Genomic DNA, 21,622 nt, shown 5'->3' on the forward strand with positions numbered 1-21,622 from the left:
AAATATATTGAACTCATGTTATCTTTAATGGCATAAAGGAACAGCTGCTGGACCCATAAAAAGGGCATTCCTGTAAAGAAATGCCCAAGGTGTAAATTATTAATTAAATTTGTGTTCAGCTATAAATCAAAATAATCTATTTTTTCCACAACCCTTCCTGTACCAACCATATTCCAGTTAAACAATCGCCAGAAGGAATATTATTTTATTAAGATCAGTTGGAATACGGAATGTGAATGATGGTTCTGAATTACGACTTTCATTGAATATCAAAGCTTTAAAAGTACTATTGATCTTTAACTTTTTCCGGTAAGGGAACTATAATTCCATCAATGACTATCGGTATTAATTTGACAGCAAAACTACGCTAAAAAAACAGATAAATCAAATATTTTGTTAAAAAAGCAGATTAATTTTAATTAAATTGATTAAAAACAAAAATAACCGCTGTCAAGGGCAGCGGTTATCATATTTTACCAGAGAATTATTCAGGAATTATTTAAAATCCTCAATGGCCTTATTAATAACATCAATCTGTTTATTAATGCCGGCAGCACTTTGCGGATTCTGTTTCAGAAGTTCCATTTTCCGGTTCAGTCCGTCTTTTAAGATCTGGGTTATCATCATTTTGGCCTGAGGGTTATTTCCGATTTCACCCTTGGCACGGCCGAGCATTTTGGTAATTCCTTCCGTCGCTTTCAGGTTGTCGGAGCTCATGATCCAGTTGTATCCTTCTTCCGCAGACTTTCCTAACTCAGGATTCTGGAATTTGATAAACGGATAAAAAGCGACCAGCTGAGTAATGTTCTCCATCTGTGAGGTCACCTTATTTTTAACGATTACCGGAAGCAATTTGCCCATCAGATCTTCCGAAGCATCTTTCAGATCGATCTTTTCAGCCAGAGCCGCTGCCCTTGAAGGATCCATTTCGATAAGAGCGCTCACCGAACTTCCTCTAACTGCGTTGGAGACTGCGTTCAGCCCTTTTTCAAAAACAGGGATGTATTTTTTATCCTTTGTTTTGGCCAGGGCTGAAATCGCCGCAGCCTGTACGAGGGTTTTAGGATCACTGGAAGCCAGTTTTTCAACATCTGCACCCATCGCCTTAAACTGTTCGGCATTGGACAGGTCCATCATTTTTAAAGCTTTCATTCTTATTCTGAAGAACGGGTCTTTCACTGCAGCGGCGAGAAGTTTGGTCGCCGCCGGATTTTTACCCACCTGATCTTTGATCCCGTTTAACGCTTCATATCTGCTTTTGAATTCTTTGGAACCTAAGAACTGCATCAGGTTCTGCTCAGGCGTCTTGGTATCGGTAATTTCTGCCAGCAAAACGCCGTCTGAGTTAATATTAACTAAATCTGCATTTTTTGAAACATCGAAGTTGAATACATTTTTTGCTTCAGCATTTACCCACACTTTATACCTTTTCGGTTTTCCATTGTCGTATACATCGATGGCCAATGGAAACTGGAATGGTTGTTCCTGGGTCTGCTCAATGGTAACGGCGATCTGTTTTTTCACCGGCTCAAAACTGTACGTATATTTCAGTTTCGGATTTCCGCTTCCGAAATACCATTGGTTGAAAAACCAGTTTAAATCTCTTCCGGAAACTTTCTCGAATGACAGCCTCAGCTGATGGGCTTCGGCATTCCCGTATTCATAGGTCTTCAGATAATCGTTCATTCCGGCGAAAAAGGCATCATCACCCAGATAGTTTCTCAGCATATGAAGGATTCCGCCTCCTTTCTGGTAGGTTACGAGATCGAAGACATCCTCGCGGGAATCGTAATTAAACCTGACCAGGTCTTTTTTGAAATCACCCGGATTGTGAAGGTACATATTGACGTCCGTCATCAGGTGGTAATCGGCCTGGTCTTTCCCGTACTTGTATTCGTTCCAGAGGTATTCCGAATAGTTGGCAAAAGATTCATTTACCGTAAGGTTGCTCCAGCTTTCTGCGGTTACCAGATCTCCGAACCAGTGGTGGAAAAGCTCGTGGGCGATGGTGTCTTCCCAGGTATTTTCATCCACCAGCTGCCCCGGCTTCTGCAGAACGCCGCTCCCGTGGAGGGTTGCCGTGGTGTTCTCCATGGCTCCGCTCACGTAGTCCCTTCCGGAAATCTGCGCATATTTTGCCCAAGGATAGTCATAACCTAACTTTTTAGAGAAAAATTCGATCATTTCCGGTGTGTTTCCGTAGATCTGCTTTGCGTACGGCTCGTATTCCTTCTCGATATAGTAATCCACCGGGATGTTTCTCCATTTGTCTTTTACAATGGCATATTCTCCTACCCCCATGAAGAACAGGTAGGTAGAATGCCTCTTATCCATCACCCAGTGATCGGTTCTCTGTCCGTTTGCTTCTTTTTTAGAATCTTTCAGGATCCCGTTGGAAAGGGTAACATATTGGTCAGGAACCGTCATGTAGATTTCCTGGGTGGTCTTCTGGTTGGATTTGTCGATGGTCGGGAACCAGGCTGATGAAGATTCCGTTTCCCCCTGGGTCCAGATCTGGGTCGGCTTATCCGGATCTGTGCCCTGCGCATTGATGAAGTAAAGGCCTTTGGCATCGTTAATGGCTGCACTTCCCTCCTGCTTCACTTCCCCCGGACGCGCCGTATACCTGATGTAAACCGTATAATCCTGGTTTTTCTGATAAGTCTTATCCAGCGTAATTTTTAAAACATCATCTTTATAATCGTACTTCAGAGGAGACTTTTTTCCATTAATTTCCAATGCGACTTCATGAATGAGCATTCCTTTGGCATCCAGTGTAAGTTCATTGGCCGGATAAAAGAAAGGAGCTGCCGTAAGCCACTCTTCCCCATTCATCTGTTCTTTCTGATAGTCGAAATCAACCTTTAGTTTTGTGTGTTTCAGCTCCGTTACCTTGGTATGGGTTGCCCGGTAGACCTTTTCCCTGCCTGAAGTTTCGGTTTGCGCTGCTGCATTTGTGGAAAAGAAAATCCCACCCAATAAAGCAATCGATAAAATGGCTTTTTTCATGTATTTTAAAAATTATTTTTTTGTTAGAATATCAAAAATATCGTTCACCAGAGTTTCATAGTCCCCTTTTTTGAACTGTTCCTTGGTTTTGGAAAAAGCTTTTTTCAGTTCGCTTTCCGGGTTTTCATCGTCGACGATTTCCACCGTGTCTACGCCTTTCATCTGGAGGACGGCATTTTTCAGCGCTTCAAGATCAGCATTTTCTGCCGTATTTATTTTTAAATATTTCATTGTTTTTATTCTTTTGTAAACAGATCTTTTCTTCCTCCCTGCATGATGGCGAACTGTTTCTTCTCAGGGAAAAACTTAACGGTAATCCCGGCAGGTGCAAATCTGAATTCCATATCGGAAACCGGTTCCAGAGGAAATTCACCCTGCCCTGAAGCCTGTGCCATCAGTGTTTTATCCCGGACAAAAATATCGAATTTTACCGGTATTCCGGGACTGGCATATTTTCCCGTCAGTTTCTGAAGTTCGTTTTCGGCGATATGGAATGTTTTAAAGCCGGGCATCTCAAAATCGTGTCCGGCAGCCGTCTCCAAAAGATGGATTAAAAGGTCGTTCACCTCCATATCCGACTGGTTCACAGTGAAAGCTGCGGCTATTTTAAGATCCGGAAAATAAAAAAGTGCCGACCGGAATTCATCGATTCCTCCGTTGTGGCCGTATCCCCAATACGTTCCGAAAGGAATTTTCGTAAGGCCGTATCCGTAACCGTCTGTAAAGGTCTTCATTTTTTCAAAGCTTTCTTTCCGGATCAGTTTGCCCTGTTCAAGCCCGAGCATGAAACCAAGCAACTCTCTCGGGGTCGAAATGATATTCCCTGCCCCGACCGGGATGCTCATATCCGTTTCGGAAGAAGCCTGATATTTTCCATTGATATAATGATATGATTCCGCCTGGTTTTTTGAAGGGTCGATCTTTCCGCCCGCTTCCGTAAGGGTAAGCTTCAAAGGCTTTGCTATTTTGGACCGTACCAATTCTGCGTAAGGTTTTTTGTATACTTTTTCCAGAATGAAGCCCAATAAAATATAGTTGGAGTTGCTGTAACCGTATTTTGTGCCCGGTTCGAAATCACTGCTGAATTTTTTAATACTGGCGATCAGGCTGCTTTCCGTCTGTGGTTTTGTATTGTACTGAAGGTACTCAGGATCATCGGTAAGATTATGGATTCCCGAACGGTGCTGCAACAGCTGTTCAATGGTAATTCTGGCCGCATTGGGAATTTCCGGGTAAAAATCCGATAATTTATTCCCCAGGCCAATCTTCTTCTCTTCAACCGCTTTCATGACCAGCACGGCGGTAAAGGTCTTGCTGATCGATCCGATACGGTATTGGGTATCCACATTGGCTTTCTGCTGTTTTGCCGCATCGGCAAATCCAACCACTTTTATGAAGGTCGGACGGTCGTTTTCCGCCAGGGCAAAACTACCCATTACTTTATGATGAACATACAGGGAATCCAGGTAATTTCCCAGCTTTTCTTTTATGCCGTTCTGCGAAAATACGATTGCTGAGATCCCTACCGCTGAAAGAAAAAGTAATTTTTTCAACATATCCTTGAGATTTCATAATAAGTTGAAAGATTTCATAAGATGTTACAAAAAAAGTGAAGTTTTGGGCTTCACTTTAGATATTTAAAAATTTAATAATTCTATCCGGATCTCCTTTTGAGGGCAGGAAAAGCAGGATCTCAACACAATCTGACGTGCAATCAAAATACACTTTAACTTGTTTTTTCCCTATTAATGCAAACCTTACCTGCTTATCAGACTTCACAAGAGGGTATGAAATGAATTTGTCCTGAAATGACTGAATTAATTTCTATAAGTCCTTGTGAAACACTTTAAGTTCTTTAGCTGACCACCGCTCATTTAAAAAAGCGATGATTTCCTAAAGACTTTTGATGGCAATATCTGAAAATATTATTTTCATTACCTCTTAAAAACAGAATTTATAAATTCTTCGGAACATTCCTGATATTCACCGTTTTTAATTTGGCTACGGCTTTTATCAATTAATTTTTCAAACTCATCAGAGCTTTCAATTTCCTCCCACGAATACGTTTTGTCTTCTTCGGAAACTTCAATATTCGTGATGCCTTTTATCTGGGATAAAAGTTTTTTAATAAACGGGACATCGGCATATTCATCCAGGCTGATCTTGATTTCCATAATTCAATCTTTTATATCAAATTTAATGAATAATTGCTACCATTAAATGGCTACCGGCGCTTTGATTCCCGGATGCGGATCGTAATTCTCCAGGGTAAAGTCCTCAAAATCAAAATCGAAAATATTTTTGATTTCCGGATTCAATTTCATGACCGGAAGCGGTCTCGGTTCTCTTGAAAGCTGTCGCTGAACCTGTTCGAAATGGTTGTTGTAGATGTGGACGTCCCCGAAACTGTGTACATAATCCCCTATTTCCAGATCGCATACCTGCGCCACCATCATCAGTAGCAAGGCGTAGCTGGCAATGTTAAAAGGAACACCGAGAAAAACATCGGCACTTCTCTGGTACAGCTGAAGCGACAGTTTACCATCCGCAACATAAAACTGGAATAAGGCATGACAGGGTGCCAAAGCCATATCCGGGATTTCCGCAACATTCCAGGCTGACACGATGAGCCTTCTTGAATCCGGGTTCTTTTTGATCTGATCGATCACTTCCGTAATCTGGTCCACCACTTTTCCGTCGGCACCGGTCCAGCTCCGCCACTGTGCGCCGTACACCGGTCCCAGGTCGCCATTTTCATCCGCCCATTCGTCCCAGATGGAAACGCCGTGGTCTTTCAGGTATCTGATATTGGTATCACCTTTCAGGAACCAAAGCAATTCATAGATAATAGACTTCAGATGCACCTTTTTGGTCGTTACCAAAGGAAAACCCTGAGACAGGTCATATCTCAGCTGATAGCCGAAAACGCTTCTTGTGCCGGTTCCGGTTCGGTCTGTTTTATCGGTTCCGTTGTCTAAAATATGCTGTAAAAGGTTTAGGTAGTTCTGCATCTGAAAGTAAAAATTAATCCCTCAAATGTAAGAAAAAATGAGGGATTTTTAAGTTCTGGTATTTTGATTTTATCAATTCAGCTTTTCACAGATGGGATCAGGCAGCATAAAAAAGTTTATTTGATCTGAAAATCCGGATCTCCGGTCTGCCACAGGAAAAAAGCAAATTCCTGAACGCTCTGCCTGAATTTCTCTTCGATCGTTGTACCGCCGAAATGCCCGGCCTTGTAATCGACATAAAGAAACACGGGATTTGAAGAAGCATTGTCCGCCTGCATTTTCGCTGCAAATTTTGCCGGGATATAACTTTCCACACGGGGATCATTAAAACCTGTGGTGATCAGCTGGGCAGGATATTTTGTACCTTTCCTGATATGCTGATAGGCATCCATTTCCAGCAAGGCTTTGAAATCATTGGGATTTTTGACGGTTCCAAACTCCGGGATATTAACCGGCCCGTTCGGAGAAAACTCCATTCTGAGGGCATTGAGGCATCCCACCTTCGGTATGGCGACCTTATATAAATCCGGGCGGGAAGTGATCGCTCTTCCGATGAGTATTCCTCCTGCACTGGCTCCTGTGATGCCCAGCTTTTCAGGGGAGGTATATTTATTTCTGATCAGGTACTCCGCGATGGCGTTCAGGTCTTTCCAGGTATTGGGCTTGGTTGCTTTTTTGCCGGCAAGATACCAGTCGTTCCCTTTTTCGCCGCCGCCTCTTACATGGGCAACGGCAATGACAACACCGCGATCCAAAAGGCATAGAATGCCCGGCATAAATCCGGGAAGCTGCGACATTCCATAAGCACCGTATCCTCTCATAAATGCCGGGTTGCTGCCATCTTTTTTCATTTTGGTTTTATCGTAAAAAATACTCAGCGGCACCATCTCCCCGTCAAAAGAAGGGATTTCGATTTCTTCCAGCACCAGGTTTTCCAGACTGGGCAGATCAACTTTCATGTGGAAGGGCGCTTCGGAAAAATCTTTACGGTCTGCATTATAGCTGTAGAAATTGAAAGGCCTGATCCAGGAATAATTGGCCAGCAGCATTTCATTGTTATGTTTTGAAAGAGCCGTACCTTCTACATTTCCAACGATCGGTGTCGTGATTTTCCCGGATTTTCCGGTATCAAAATGATAGGTCCACGTCTCAAAAACCTGCTCGTTTTTGCTTTTGATAACCGCCAGGTAATCTTTGGCCTGCGACACGTTGGATATTTTCCAGGTCTTATCTCCGGTTATAATGATTTCCGGATGATTCAGATCCGGCCTATCGAGGTTGATTTTAACAATGTTGAAATTCGGATTGTCTTTTGCCGTCCAGGCATAAAGGAATTTCCCTTTCAGATAAAACCCTTTGATCAGGTCTTTTCCGGTGCTCAGAGGTTTCCATCTGATATGGCCGGACATCAGTTCCGGAGCCGGTGCATAATACAGATCCAGATCAGTTTCTACAGAGGCTTTTGATAAGATCATATAGCGGGAATCACGGGAATAATAAATTTCCGGGCGTTGGGCAGGGTTTAACTTCAGCCCGGGATCTTTTTTGGAACTGACCAGCAGAATATCCGTACCGGGATTTTTACCCAAAATATGCATTTTTGCAGGCGTGTTCTGCCAGACTTCCTTATCATGGGTATCATAGCTTTTTGCCTGATAATAAATAATCCGATCGTTGCTTCCGTCCAGAAATTCACCGAAGCTGTGCCCGATGACATCTTCCAGAAAGTTTGCATTTTCAACGTTCAGCACCCTGATATCGCCCAGCTCGGAGCCTGCTTCGCTCATATTTAGCAGCACCCTGCTGCCATCGGAACTCACGACGCTGGTGAAATCCATTATTTTTCCAGGCAAATATCCTGCAGGATCAAACAGGAGCTTTTCTTCTCCGGAAGTCCCTTTTCTGCAGTACAGCTTATCAACCGGTTCCCCTGTTTTTCTCTTTTTGTAAAAATAAATTCCGTTCTGAAATGTGAGCGGGATAATTTTTTCGGGAATGGCCTTATCGAAGGTTACCATCTCATTCATCAGCAGGTCCTGTCCGGGAATTTTTGCCAGCTGTTTACCGGTAAATTCCGCCTGGGCTCTAAACCAGCTGATAACTTCCGGATTTTTAATATGCTCCAGCCAGCGGTAAGGATCATTTACTTTGGTTCCGAAGTAAGTTTCGGATACGGGATCTGTTTTTGTTGCCGGATAATTATACTGGGCAGAAGCCGTGGCGAAAATGATGCAGCCGGGCAGTGATAACCGGATTCTCATACGGATGTTTTTCATTTCCTATTCGTTTTTAAAGGATAAATATAATCCGATAAAAACCCACTTGCATCGGTTAATCGACCAACGACAGATTTAATCGACGATCGACCTACAACCTGAAAATCCGGGCGATCCGTCCAACGGATTATCTTATTTCCATGATTTTCTGACTGATGGTATTCAGAGAGAAAAGTTCGCCTTCTTTTTTTTCATTCATGGCTTTGGCCAGGGGCGATTCGGGAGAGATACAGATGATTTTCCGACCTTCAACAATAATTTCCCCTAAGGACACCGAAATGAAAAACAGGCCCTTTTCCGTTGTTACTACGGCTCCCTTTTCTGTTTTTTCACACGATTTAGGAAGGATGGTGTTCAGAAAATTCTGCTGTTTCAATACTTCATTCAGCTGAACCTGCAGGTTATTGATTTCCTGCTGAAGCATTTCCCGGCCGGTTTCATATTTGTCCCCCATCGAACTTTTGGTATCGTTGTTCGAGGCACGGGTTTCCTCGATCAGGGTTTCAAGTTTATGAATTTTATCTGCGATTTTTTCTTTTACAACAGTCAGTATTTCCGATTTATCCATAACAAACATTTTCAGTGAACATAAGAATCAAATGTATTAAAATTAATGTAAACCTGAAAAAAGTTGGAAGAGGGAGGATGGAAGTCTTTTGTCCACATCACTGCCGACAGTTCTGAATATCAAATGAGATGGTTTGTGATTCTATGAAGAGGTAACTTTATTTAAATCGAATGATATAAAAATCTCCGCCTTTGCAGACGGAGACTGGTTTATTTTTATTTTATTTTTCAAAAACAGCGTAATCGCCGGGCTTGAAACTGAAGGCTTTTCCTTCATCGAAATTTCTTCCGGTCTTATCGAAAACATTTTTAAAAGAACCTGTTACCTGCGAATCTTCAATGGTGAAATCCACCGGCTCTTTTGACATATTCAAAACGACCAGCACTTCATTCTTCCCGTTTTTCCGTATATAGGCCAGGATTTTATCGCTGGCCGTGGTGTTCAGGAGATACGTGGCAACATTGGGATCCCCTCCTCTCAGGGCCGGATTGGATGATTTAAGATCCAGCAGGGTTTTATAGAAGCCGGCCATCTGATAAGTACCGTTCCACTCGATCGGATCTTTTTCAAAGAATTCCAGACGCTTCATGTTCGGCAGTTCCTGTCCGGAATACAGCAGCGGCACACCGTTCCAGGTTGCGGAAAATACGGCCATCGGTTTGGTGATGACGCCGTATTTTTCATATTCGGTTCCGTTCCAGGAGTTTTCGTCGTGGTTGGTGGTAAACCAGGCCCGCATGGAATTGTCGCCGATGGCGGAATATTGCTTTAAGAGATCCGTCAGTTCATGAAGCGGTTCATTGTTCTTGTAATAATCCGCCGATTTATGCATCCATTTCCAGGAATAGCTGGCATCGAATACCTTACCGTAATCGGGATTTTCCAGTTCGTCATATTCACCCAGCCAGAACAGCGGCTTCAGTTTTTCCACTTCGGGGCGTGCCTGTTCCCAGAAATCCACTTCCACCCAGGAAGCCAGATCGCAGCGGAAGCCGTCGATATTGGTTTCCTTCACCCAGTATTTCATCGCATCGATCATGGCCAGGCGCATCTCCCGGTTTTTATAATCCAGCTCGATGATATCGTCCATTCCTGAGGCGCGGTGGAAACTGCCGTCCGGATCTTTCAGGTAAAATTCGGGATGGGTCTTGGTCCAGATGTGATCCCAGCCCGTATGGTTGGCCACCCAGTCGAGAATTATCTTGAAGCCCAGGCGGTGCGCTTCGTTTACCAGGTGTCTGAAATCCTCCAGCGTTCCGAATTCCGGGCTGACGGAGGTGTAATCCGACGCCGCATACTGGCTTCCCAGGCTTCCCTTTTTATTCAGCTGTGCAATCGGGGTCAGCGGCATAAACCATAAGGTCTTTACGCCCATCGATTTCAGGCGCGGCATTTCTTTTTCGAAGGCCTTAAATGTTCCTTCTTTTGTATATTGTCTGAGGTTGACTTCGTAAATATTGGTGGTATGCTTCCAGTTTTTAGGTAAATCCGTCATGTCTTTCGTTGCTTTTTGCGTAGTGGTGCAGGATACAAGCCCCAGCCCCATTACCGCAATTAAAATTAATTTTTTCATTAATTCTCTTTTGACAAAAATAGGAATTGTGATCGGAAAACCCGGAAACCAAGTATAAAATTTGCAAAGTAATTGCTATGGAAGACATAGGCGTATACGCTTACGCCAGCAGAGGCAGACAGCTGAGCAGAATAAGGACACGAGCAGGATGCCCGCACCAGCATTCGGGAGCTGTATAGACACATAAGAGTATTAGATTATTTCCAACTCTGAAAATATTTTAGAGCACATAAGAGTAAAAAATCAAAGATTTTTATGAAAGCACAGTCTGGCGCATATTCTGAAACGATCTCAATATTACAATTTAAGCCGGCATAAAATTTTAAACCACAAAAGTCATAAAATATTAGTAATGTGTACATTAAAGCTAAAAAAACACACTAAAAAGTTCGCAAAGTTTTTAAAAATCTTTAATTTTTATTGAATAGTTAGTTTAGGGTCATGCTATTATCTGATACGGTCTGCGGGAAATTCCTTTTGCTTTTTATAATGATCCGCAGTTAAAATATTACAGGCTGATTTATATAATGTTTAGATTCCCTGCGGGAAATCGGAGATTCGAATTCAATGACAAATGGGGCGTTGAAATCTTTTCGTTTGTTATTTTATACTCCGTGATTTGAAGCAATGGCAATCACTGGCGGCTGCACCGGGTCGAAGCCACGCTGTCATCTGTGAAAATCTGCGTAAATCTGTGGTTTAATAATAATGGATAAAAATGACCGATAATGATTTGCTCATAAAAAAAGCCCCGAATTTTCATTCAGGGCTGTATATTTTCGGATGTTCGGGTTATCTCTCGTCGTTGTCTTCTTCATCATCGAACACATCGTCGTTGTAATCCTCCTCTTCGTCATCGAAATTGTCGTCATCTTCATCTTCGAAGTTCCCGGTTACTGCGAAATCGTCTTCGAAACCGAAATCGTCATCCATCAAAGGCATCGCCGATTTCTTTTTTGATCCTCCGGTACCGCTCTTGCTTGGTGCTTTCAGCGGCACGTTTCCAAAACGGTAAACGGTGATCGGGTAATTCACGCCTTTTGTTTCTTCGATTACTTCCACCAATTCGCAGAAAAACTCCCAAAGGTCTAAAAGTCCGTACTGGAACTGAGCTTTATCTCCCGTTTTTTCGAAAGCCTCATCGATGTATACATCCGACATAATCTCGCCGTCTCCATCATCGCTCATATCTTCCAGCGGAACACTTTTAACGATCGTTCCGTCCTCTTCCAGCAGGTTAAAAGTAGAAAGCTCGTCTCCCTGCAGGCTGAACGCACTTTTTATTCCTAAATGTAAGTTCCACAGCGTCTGTTTTCCTTTAACTTCGATATCCCGGAAAATATCTTCTTTCGCATCTAATATTACGCGGATTTTGTAAACCATCAGTTTAAATTACTTTTTGCCTTTGTTATTATGATAAATCTCTGTTGCAAATATAAAATAAATGAGAGGTGACAAAAAAATATTTCAGGATTTTTTAAATTATTTTTTTTCCTTACATTTTGCCGGAAATCATTTATTTTTCTCCAGCATGAAGCTGAATTTTGTCCCTTCCAGATAGACGCTTTCCACAGTGATATTTTCGTTGTGGGCTTCAAGGATATGCTTCACAATGGCCAGCCCCAGTCCGGACCCCCCTTCCCTCCTGCTTCTGCTGGTTTCCACGCGGTAGAACCTCTCGAAAATCCGTGGCAGGCTCTCGGATTTTATGCCCATCCCGTTGTCGATGACTTCGATCAGCACTTTATTTTTCAGAACACTTGTTTTTACGACGACTCTTGCTTCCTGCCGGTTGGCATAATGAATGGCATTGGAGATGAGATTGATGAAGACCTGCGATATTTTCTGCTTGTCGGCTTCCACAAAAATCTGCGGCTGCAGGGTCTGGATCTGCATCGTGGCATTGTGCTTCTCCGCTTCAAGATCCAGCAGGTCGAAAATTTCTTTGATGAGCAGGTTCACATCAAACCGGGATAAGTTCAGATTGATTTCTCCTGCTTCCAGCCTGTTGATCATATCCAGATCGGTAACGATGGCGATCAGCCGCTCTACCGATTTATCGATTCTTTCCAGGTATTTATCACGGATGGTGAGGTTATCCACGCCACCGTCACGCAAAGTCTCCACATAGCCCTGAATGGAAAAAAGCGGTGTTTTAAGCTCATGGGAAACATTGCCGATGTATTCTTTCCGGTAGCTTTCCATTTCCTTCATCATATCGAGCTCCGTCACTTTCTGCTGGTTGAGGTCTGAAAACCGTTCTCCCAGTTCTTTGATGGTGATGTTCTCATTGTCGTTATGCACGATTTCCTGCGGCAGCAGCTGAGACAGTCCGCGGACCTGCTTTTTGCCGTAATAGTTGAAGAGCAGCTCCAGCACCATGTAATTAATGATAAAAATAAAGATGAGGCAGACAAAAAGCCCCGCTTTAAAGAATGGGGTATTGTAATAAAGATCCTTCAGCGAATCGAAAGTGATCACTAACAGAAACATCACCAATGTCAGAAGACAAGAGGCGACGAAGGTAAGCCTGTAAAATTTCAATTTTACAAAGTTTTATGGGTTATGGATATAAAGATAAGGATTGAAACGGAGTATTAAACAATAAGTTTATACCCAATTCCTTTTAATGTCTGGATCGTATTGATGCCCAGTTTTTCTCTCAGTCTTCTGATATGTACATCGATGGTTCTTTCGCCCACGATTACATCATTACCCCAGACTTTCTCAAGAATTTCTTCTCTTTTAAATACCTTTTCGGTATTTGATGCCAGCAGATACAGCAGGTCAAACTCTTTTTTCGGAAGCAGAAACTGCTGTCCGCTTTTGGAAACCCTGAAATTGTCTTTGTCGATGATCAGATCACCGATTTCGATCAGTTTGGCATTATCCGAAACCTGGGAGGTAAGCTGTAATAAGGCATTAACCTTTGAAATCAGGATTTTCGGTTTGATGAGCTTAACGATGTAATCGTTTGCACCGGCCTGAAAACCGGCCAGCTGGGAGAACTCTTCGCTTCTCGCGGAAAGGAAGACGATCAGTGTTTTCTGAAGCTCTTTGATTTTCCGGAGTTCCTGGCAGGTTTCGATCCCGTCTTTTTCAGGCATCATCACATCCAGCAGGATCAGATCGGGGATAATTTCTTTGGCTCTTTCAATACCTTCATTGCCGTTGGTAGCGGTATGGATATCGTAGCCTTCCTTCTCTAAATTGTAAGACAGAATCTCTAAAATATCCAGTTCGTCGTCTATTAAGAGGATTTTCTTTTGGTTCATTTTCAATTTTTACGCGTCAAAGTTAATCATATTTTAATCACGGTTTAACAAAACGGCTATCGTTCACATAAAGTTAACAATTATATCCTTTTCTTAATGTTTAGTTAAAAAAAAATTAAATTTCCCTAAACCATCTACCCCGCCAATTCTTTCTTTCTTTGCACCGAAAGAATCGAGTAAGATATAGTAAAATGAAAAAACAAATCCACAAGAGCATTATGCTGCTTGCCTTGTTTTCCGCTGGCTTTGCCTTTGCACAAAGCCAGGTTCTAGAAGGTAGGGTACTGGACGAGAAAGACAACACGCCGATCGAAGGCGTAAAAGTAAAGGTAAATGATCAGGAGGTGATTACTGATATTTCCGGAAACTACTCTCTAAGCCTTCCCCCGGGAACCAATTACGTCATCACGGTAACTTCCAACGGCTACAACAGAAAAGAAATCAGTGAAGTTGTGGTAAAAGGCGATACCAATACCCATCTCGACATTGTCCTGGACAAGCCTGTTTCCACGAAAGAAAAGCAGATCGAAGGGGTCGTGATCAAATCAAACGCACGAAAAGAGACGATTGCTTCTACCATTGGACTACAAAGAAACTCCGGTGTTGTTTCACAGGTAATCGGTGTTGAAGCCATTAAAAGAAGTCCGGACCGAAATACGGGAGAAGTTCTGAAAAGAGTTTCCGGGGTAAGTTTGTTCGACGGAAAATATATTGTGGTAAGAGGCCTTTCGGACCGTTATAACCAGGCAATGCTGAACGGAATCCAGTTATCGAGCACAGAACCGGACAGAAAAACATTCTCCTTTGATCTCTTCCCGGCAAACGTTATCGAAACGCTGGTCATCAACAAAACGTTCATCCCCGAGTACAGTGGAGAATGGGGAGGCGGACTGATCCAGGTAAATACCAAAGACATTCCGAATAAGAACTTTTTCAATATGCAGCTGGGTGTGGGAGGAAACTCCATCACGATGGGACAGGAATTCAAAATGCAGAAAGGCGGCAAATGGGACTTCCTGGGAATTGATGACGGTACCCGGAAACTTCCTGAAGGAATGCCGGCTAAAAACGCATTCACCGTTCTGAACGAAGCCGATAAAACGGAATTCGGAAAAAAATACGTTAAAAACCTGGGCTATAATTCCAACGGTTTCCCTGAAAATGTAAGTTTACAGCTGGACGGCGGTTTCAATACCAAGCTTTTCGGAAAAGATTTAGGCGTGATTGCCGTTTTAAACTACAGCAATAATAAAAGAAGAATCGAGACCCGGAACAGTTTCTTTACCATCAACGGAGAACTGGCTGATACCAATTTCGATTATAATACTGAAAAATACCAGAATGACGTTATTCTAGGCGGATTGCTTAATCTGACCTTAAAGCTGAATACCAATAATAAAATTTCCCTGAAAAATATCATCACCAACAATACGGTGAACCACATGTCTTTCAGAACAGGTAAGGATTTTGAGTTTGACCCGATCAACGGGACCAACATCATTGCCCGCGAAATCGGTTTCAAAGAAACGACTTTCTACAATTCCACCCTGAACGGTACCCACAAAATTGACGCGCTGGGAGGACTTACTTTCAACTGGTACGGAAGCTTCGGTATTCTTGATCAGTATATCCCTTTACTGCAGCGTCTGCAATACAACCAGTATCCTGATATAAACGGAAGCCCGTATCTGGCCCTGATCTCCAACGGACTTTCCCAAAAATCGGGAAGCGTGTTCTACTCTACGCTCAGCGATTATCTGTACAATGCGGGCGGAGATGTATCCAAGACTTTTGAGATGTTCGGACAGAAGCAGACGATCAAGGGAGGATACCTGTTCCAGGTAAAAGACAGGATTTATAATTCCAGGCCTTTCTCCGTAAGACTGGCTTCCTATAACCAGGGATTGCTTTCGCAGCCGTTTGAAACCATTTTCAACCCTGGCAACTTCGGGACAGCGGGTAATCAGTTCACTTTCGACGAAATCGCAGGAAACCAGTACCGGTACATCGCCAATACGATCCTGAATGCCGGCTATTTACAGTTCGACAGCAATATCACCTCATGGTTCAGGGCAGTCTGGGGACTGAGAGTGGAAAACTTCGACCAATTGGTAGGAAGCACCAAAAGAAGCGACGACCGTTTTGTGAATACCAAGGTTACGGATTTCCTGCCTGCTTTAAACATGACGTTCAAGCTTACGAACAATATGAATTTAAGGGTGGCCGGTTCACAGACGGTGGTAAGACCGGAATTCAGAGAAGTATCTCCGCTGGCCTACTATGATTTTGATTTGGGGGCTACGGTGATCGGTAACAAATATATCCAGAGAACCAAAATCACCAATGCCGATGTACGTTGGGAATGGTATCCGAGAAACGGAGAGATCCTTTCCTTTGCAGGTTTCTATAAAAACTTCAAAAACCCTATCGAACTGTATTTCAACCAGTCAGGCGTAGGAACCAGTAATACCTTCAACTACTTAAACGTAGATAAAGCGGATGCTTACGGAGCGGAGCTGGAATTCAGAAAGAAACTTGATTTCTTCAGCGCGCTTAAAAACTTTACGCTGGGCGGTAACTTCGCACTCATCAAAAACAGGGTAACCGATGCAGCCACCAATGTAGACCGGCCGATGCAGGGGCAGTCTCCTTACACGGTGAATGTAAGCCTTCAGTACGATACCGAAAAATCGGGATGGTCTTCTACGGTACTTTTCAATATGATCGGAAGAAGAATCCTGTACGTAGGAAACGACCAGGTTCCGCCGATCTGGGAAAATCCGAGACCGCTTCTGGATTTCCAGGTAGCCAAAAAGGTTTTACAGAACAAAGGAGAGATCAAGCTGAACATTTCCGATATCCTGAACCGCCATGCGAAATTTTACCACGACCTGAACAACAACAAAAAATACGACAGCGCCGATGCACTGGCTATCGACCGGGTAACGGGAACCAACATCAGCCTTACGTTCGGATACAGCTTTTAATTAAAAATCAATCAATTATCTAATAAAAAAAATAGTCTTTATATCATGAAAAAATTTGTTTTACACGCTTTAATGCTCGGTACCCTGGCCACTACGTTGACTGCCTGCAGAAATATCGAGGAAGATGGGGAAACGATCGTACAGAACGGAAACTCCGGTACCGGAACGACTGAGAACCTGATCCTTTCCGGAAAGATCACTTCAAATCTTACGCTTAGAGCTAACAACACGTATAAGTTAAGAGGATTGGTATATGTAACGAACGGTGCGACTTTAACCATTGAACCGGGAACCAAAATCGTTGGGGAAGCCGATAAAAACGGAGCCCTGATCATTACCAGAGGAAGTAAAATCATGGCAGAAGGTACGGCCAGCAATCCGATTATCTTCACTTCAGAAAAACCAAGCCCTAAAAGAGGCGACTGGGCAGGACTGGTTATCCTCGGAGCGGCTCCTACCAATGCTTCTTTCAACGGACAGGCCGGTATCGGGGAAATCGAAGGCGGAATCAACAATACGGAAGGATTGGGTCTTTACGGAGGTTCCAATGCTGCCGACAACAGCGGTGTCCTTAAATATGTAAGAGTAGAATATGCAGGCTATGCATTTTTACCGGATAAAGAAATCAACGGAATCACTTTCGGTGGCGTGGGTAACGGAACAACGGTAGACTACGTACAGGTATCCTATGCAAACGACGACAGTTTCGAGTGGTTCGGAGGAACGGTAAACTGTTCTCACCTTATTGCTTATAAAGGTCTTGATGATGATTTCGATACCGATAACGGGTTTGCAGGAAAAATTCAGTTCGGTATTGCAGTAAGAGATTCGCAGGTAGCCGACGTTTCCGGATCAAATGCTTTTGAATCTGACAATGATGCCAACGGATCTTCCTTAACGCCTCAGACTTCAGCGACGTTCTCGAACATGACGATTATCGGCCCGATCAATTCTTCAAGCACAGGAACAAACTCCGGTACAATCAATTCATTGTTCCAGAATGCATTACAGATCAGAAGAAACTCTTCGATCTCCATATTCAATTCCGTTTTCACAGGATATCCTGTAGGTCTGTTTATCGATGCTACAAAAGGTACACCTACCGATAACAACATCGGAAACTCCGGCCTGGTATTCCAGAACAATATTTTAGCCGGTAATACCACGCCTCTGAAATACGGAGCGTCTACTTCTTCTGCTACAGGATATACCCTGACCGATCTTACCAACTGGTATACGGCTAACGGGAATTCTACCCTGACCTATACTGCTGATGTAAAATTAACCAACGCATGGGCTCCTGCAGGAACGACGCCGAACTTCTCCCCTGCTTCAGGTTCCGCTTTATTAACCGGCGGGGTATTCACCAATGCCAAATTAACCAGCTGGTTTACCCCTGTAACCTACAGAGGTGCCGTAAAAGATGCTTCCGATACGTGGTATGCAGGCTGGACCAACTATAACTTATAATAGTAATCAGTTTCTTCATATTAAATTTTAAAACGGCACCGGAAAGATTTTCCGGTGCCGTTTTGCTTATAAGGGACTGTTTTAATTCAGCTTTTATTTTTCATCATTAAGAAATTCAGGAATTCAATGGAAACCGTCGTATTAAATTGAAGAATAAACAAAGCTTCTTTTAATCCGGAAATTTAAGAAATGACGGAAAGTTTTTCTGACTCAGAACTTAAACAGATTTTAAGCGCCTGTTTAAATTTGTCATTTATATTTTACCATTAAGAATTTAAGGTATTTTAGATTAAAAAATCAATGTGTCAGTTGCCCGGCGATATCCAGTTAAATCAATTGAAATCATCGTATCAAAATGAAGAATAAACAAAGTTTATTTAATTCAGAAAATTAAAAGAAAGGACGGAAAGTCTGCTGAATTAAAATGTAAACAGGCTTTAAGAATAACCGATATTTACAGAATAGTATTGGGAAAATACCCGGAAAAATGGTAATTTGGCCCTTTAAAACAGGCTCTTATTTCAGAAGCTCTGCTAAAAAATAAATCTGAACGATTATGAAGAAAAAACATTTCCCTATACTTGCGGCCCTGCTTATTTCCGGATCTGCACCGGTGTTTAATTCCTGCAATAAAGACGATGAGGAAATCGCGACCACCCCGGTGGTAGGAATTGCCCAGGATCCCAATAACTTTAAAGGAGAGGTCACCAGCGGACAGGTTGTTACCCTTGATCCTACGAGGGTCTATGTACTGAACGGTCCGGTACGGGTAAAAGACGGCGGAAAGCTCGTTATTCCTGCAGGAACCCGGATTGTGGCTACGGCAACTGCTTCCTCCTATGTCCTGGTAGAACAGGGCGGGCAGATCTATGCGAACGGAACTCCGGCTTCACCGGTTTCCTTTACTTCATCAGCAGCCACTCCCGGCACCTGGGGCGGCGTGATCCTCTGCGGAAAAGCGCCCATCAACACCGGGACTACCGGCACTTCTGAAGTTGGAACGGCAACTTACGGCGGAACTTCCGCAACAGACACTTCAGGATCTTTGACGTATGTGCGGATTGAAAATGCCGGCGCTGATTTTTCAACCAACGTAAAGTTCAACGGGCTTTCCCTGTTTGGAGTGGGCAGCGGGACGAAGGTAGAAAATATCGCATTGGTCAATAGTGCTGAGGACGGCATCCAGCTGTACGGCGGAACAGTCAATGTATCCAATATTGCGGCCTTAGGCAATGCGGATGACTCTTTCGTCTGGACCGACGGATGGATCGGGACGGCTAGTACGGTCTTTACCCAGCGAAGAACCAACGGCACAGGAAACACCGGCATCAAAGGAATGAATAACGCTTCCAATCCGGCGGCTACTCCAATTTCCAGCCCTACGATTAAAAACATCACCCTGCTTGGCGGAACCACAGGCGAATCCAACGCCATCAGCCTATCTTCAGGAACCTACGCCAATTTCGACAACGTAGTGGTTTCCAACTGGGCCAAAGGGTTCAACCTCGCCGGAGATGCCACCGTCACTTACCTGAACGGACAAAGTAAAATTACCAATGTGTTTTTCGACACCAACGTGACGAGCAAAATCACGGCGACCTCAACCGCAGGAGCCACTGTCACCCTCCTCAGCAATACCTATACCGAAAAATCCGACGCTACCGGTGCCGGAAATAAGATGGCCAATCCGGCATGGGCGATTGGATGGTCCGGGTTGCAGTAAATATATGCTGATTACAAATAAAATCCCATCGCAAATTGCGATGGGATTTTATTTTCAAAAGAATGATGTAGCATTTACTTTAGATGAGAATGAAAGTTTCTTATAATCACCCCCTGATAATATACATCAACAGTCCCAAAATTTGAATGCTATCATAAATATTGAACCCGTCAGAATATCCTTTTTTCTTCTTTACCAGAATTTTAAGTCTTACGGAAATAAAAAAACAGGATCAAAATAAACCTGTTTTTAAGCTGATTAATCAAATTTCATAGAATTTGGAGTTTCTATTACAATATAATAGTCTTTATCACTTTTAATTAATTTTGAATATTTTTTCTTAGAAATTTTATTGTATCTATTAAAAATATTTACTATTAAATATTCGCTGTTTAAATAAACTTTTGGTATTGTTATGGCATATTTAAAATCCTTTACTAAATCTTTATTAACAGTAGATATTATTGTAAATGATATCTTAAAATCCTTAGTGTTGCTAGATAATAACCTGTCAAAATCTTTAGAATCAAGAATCAACTCTCCAGGAATATATTTACCTGTAATTGATTCATCTAGTGAACTATTAAAAGGTGTAATTTTAAAATCATAAATACTTTTAGAAATTTCTCGGTCATTTACAATAATTAAGTTTAATTTCCTGTTTTGTGAAAAAAAATAATTTGCAAATAGCAGAAATGATAATAAAATAATTTGTTTTGAAAATTTATCTTGCATTTCTGTTTAGTATATTATTTATTACTCTTGTTGTTAAAGTCATTGCAGGCTTGGAAATATTATTTCCCCTATAAACAGCCGCTCCAATAGGCCTACTATCAGCAAAAGATCCATCCGAATTTCTTGTAATATTAGAATTGTTTCCAACTGCTAATCTTCCAATAATTATATTAGTTCCCTTTCCTGCAAATGTTATATCATCTATTCCTGGTGTCGGTGTCAAGGCATTAAAAGGATAAAGTGTATCATTACTAACAAACATTCCAGCTGGATGAAGATGTATAGTCGTATGAGTTGTTTTATTAGTTGGTATTGAAGCTGGCACAGTTGCGACATCATTTGACACTGTAGGCAAGGGGCCTGTTTTACCTCTTACTATCACGTCATTTTCACCAATTGATGACGATTCTTCTCGAAATCCACCATTTGCAACACCTCTTGCCAAGACATTTAGAGATTCTTGCAAAGCTACATCGCTTGGGACTATCATATTTGTATTGAATTCACTTAATTGGTCTGTAGTAACATGACTACTATTTCTTTCAGCAGTTCTAATAGCGTTTATATCTTGTCGATTTGCAATCATTATAACTCCTTTTATATCCGTTCCGTCTGTTCCAATTTTATTTCCACTATCATTAACATAATCGATTGGAGGCATACTATTTTGCAAAGCGCTAAAGGCATTTCGCGCCTGTTCTTCATACAGTATACCTTCTCTACCATCAGGATCAATAAACATAATCGGATTATTAAAAGCATAGTTGTAAGGGCTATGACGAGTCATTTTCTCCGCCAGCGGATCAATTACTCCCCAACGTCCGATATCACTCATGTACGTCCTGGTGTAATCTCACCTTTCTTAGGTACATTCAAAAGTAAAGTTTTTGATTAATAATTTCTTGTTGTCGCTGTTAAAATTTTGTTGGAATGTGGGAAACTCGTTGGCCTTAGCTTGGGCAAGTTTTCCATATTTCAATAAAAAGTCTCTGGGC

General features: G+C 42.4%; 16 protein-coding genes. 3 read left to right on the forward strand and 13 right to left on the reverse strand.

Going from position 1 to position 21,622, the window contains the following annotated elements; genetic code table 11:
• Positions 1-495: 495 nt before the first annotated feature.
• From CHA01nite_RS11435 to CHA01nite_RS11485, 11 genes are all read right to left on the reverse strand, one after another.
• A complete protein-coding gene (locus CHA01nite_RS11435) occupies positions 496-3,009 on the reverse strand; it encodes a M1 family aminopeptidase (RefSeq protein WP_146941565.1) in 2,514 nt (837 codons plus the stop codon).
• A 12-nt stretch (positions 3,010-3,021) separates the two neighbouring features.
• Entirely contained in the window at positions 3,022-3,240 is a 219-nt protein-coding gene (locus CHA01nite_RS11440) for a hypothetical protein (RefSeq protein ID WP_146941566.1), read from the reverse strand.
• 5 nt (positions 3,241-3,245) lie between these two features.
• On the reverse strand, positions 3,246-4,565 hold the full coding sequence (locus tag CHA01nite_RS11445) for a serine hydrolase domain-containing protein (RefSeq protein WP_146941567.1): 1,320 nt from the start codon (positions 4,563-4,565) through the stop codon (positions 3,246-3,248).
• Positions 4,566-4,943: 378 nt separating this feature from the next.
• Positions 4,944-5,183 carry a hypothetical protein gene (locus CHA01nite_RS11450; protein WP_146941568.1) on the reverse strand — a complete coding sequence of 80 codons (240 nt, stop codon included), beginning with the start codon at positions 5,181-5,183 and terminating at the stop codon, positions 4,944-4,946.
• 42 nt (positions 5,184-5,225) lie between these two features.
• Positions 5,226-6,020 carry a thymidylate synthase gene (locus tag CHA01nite_RS11455; RefSeq protein WP_146941569.1) on the reverse strand — a complete coding sequence of 265 codons (795 nt, stop codon included), beginning with the start codon at positions 6,018-6,020 and terminating at the stop codon, positions 5,226-5,228.
• A gap of 116 nt (positions 6,021-6,136) precedes the next feature.
• Entirely contained in the window at positions 6,137-8,296 is a 2,160-nt protein-coding gene (locus tag CHA01nite_RS11460; RefSeq protein WP_146941570.1) for a prolyl oligopeptidase family serine peptidase, read from the reverse strand.
• A gap of 127 nt (positions 8,297-8,423) precedes the next feature.
• The gene (locus tag CHA01nite_RS11465) at positions 8,424-8,864 is read right to left on the reverse strand and encodes a hypothetical protein (protein WP_146941571.1); all 441 of its coding nucleotides are present in this window, start codon (positions 8,862-8,864) and stop codon (positions 8,424-8,426) included.
• A 220-nt stretch (positions 8,865-9,084) separates the two neighbouring features.
• Complete coding sequence (locus CHA01nite_RS11470; protein ID WP_146941572.1) at positions 9,085-10,437, reverse strand: alpha-amylase family glycosyl hydrolase; 1,353 nt, start codon at positions 10,435-10,437, stop codon at positions 9,085-9,087.
• 792 nt (positions 10,438-11,229) lie between these two features.
• Positions 11,230-11,820 (reverse strand): IS1096 element passenger TnpR family protein, encoded by a 591-nt coding sequence (locus CHA01nite_RS11475; protein WP_146941573.1) that lies wholly within the window; start codon positions 11,818-11,820, stop codon positions 11,230-11,232.
• A 129-nt stretch (positions 11,821-11,949) separates the two neighbouring features.
• Positions 11,950-12,981 carry a sensor histidine kinase gene (locus CHA01nite_RS11480; RefSeq protein WP_146941574.1) on the reverse strand — a complete coding sequence of 344 codons (1,032 nt, stop codon included), beginning with the start codon at positions 12,979-12,981 and terminating at the stop codon, positions 11,950-11,952.
• Positions 12,982-13,034: 53 nt separating this feature from the next.
• Positions 13,035-13,712, reverse strand: coding sequence for a response regulator transcription factor (locus CHA01nite_RS11485; protein WP_146941575.1), 678 nt, complete (start codon positions 13,710-13,712; stop codon positions 13,035-13,037).
• Between the two features lie 191 nt (positions 13,713-13,903).
• Here CHA01nite_RS11485 and CHA01nite_RS11490 point away from each other — a divergent pair, with 191 nt between their 5' ends.
• From CHA01nite_RS11490 to CHA01nite_RS11500, 3 genes are all read left to right on the forward strand, one after another.
• Complete coding sequence (locus tag CHA01nite_RS11490; RefSeq protein ID WP_146941576.1) at positions 13,904-16,699, forward strand: TonB-dependent receptor; 2,796 nt, start codon at positions 13,904-13,906, stop codon at positions 16,697-16,699.
• A 45-nt stretch (positions 16,700-16,744) separates the two neighbouring features.
• Entirely contained in the window at positions 16,745-18,169 is a 1,425-nt protein-coding gene (locus CHA01nite_RS11495) for a beta-helix domain-containing protein (protein ID WP_146941577.1), read from the forward strand.
• 556 nt (positions 18,170-18,725) lie between these two features.
• Positions 18,726-19,892, forward strand: coding sequence for a beta-helix domain-containing protein (locus CHA01nite_RS11500; RefSeq protein ID WP_146941578.1), 1,167 nt, complete (start codon positions 18,726-18,728; stop codon positions 19,890-19,892).
• 258 nt (positions 19,893-20,150) lie between these two features.
• On the opposite strand, the gene CHA01nite_RS11505 is transcribed toward CHA01nite_RS11500, so the two are convergent.
• Together CHA01nite_RS11505 and CHA01nite_RS21025 are read right to left on the reverse strand one after the other, a co-directional pair.
• Complete coding sequence (locus CHA01nite_RS11505) at positions 20,151-20,627, reverse strand: hypothetical protein (protein ID WP_146941579.1); 477 nt, start codon at positions 20,625-20,627, stop codon at positions 20,151-20,153.
• The gene (locus CHA01nite_RS21025; RefSeq protein ID WP_146941580.1) at positions 20,617-21,462 is read right to left on the reverse strand and encodes an RHS repeat-associated core domain-containing protein; all 846 of its coding nucleotides are present in this window, start codon (positions 21,460-21,462) and stop codon (positions 20,617-20,619) included. The genes CHA01nite_RS11505 and CHA01nite_RS21025 overlap by 11 nt, the downstream gene beginning before the upstream one ends.
• Between the last annotated feature and the right edge of the window lie 160 nt (positions 21,463-21,622).

Origin of the sequence: Chryseobacterium hagamense (assembly GCF_007991455.1) — a bacterium.
In the GTDB taxonomy this organism is placed as follows: Bacteria; Bacteroidota; Bacteroidia; order Flavobacteriales; family Weeksellaceae; genus Chryseobacterium; species Chryseobacterium hagamense.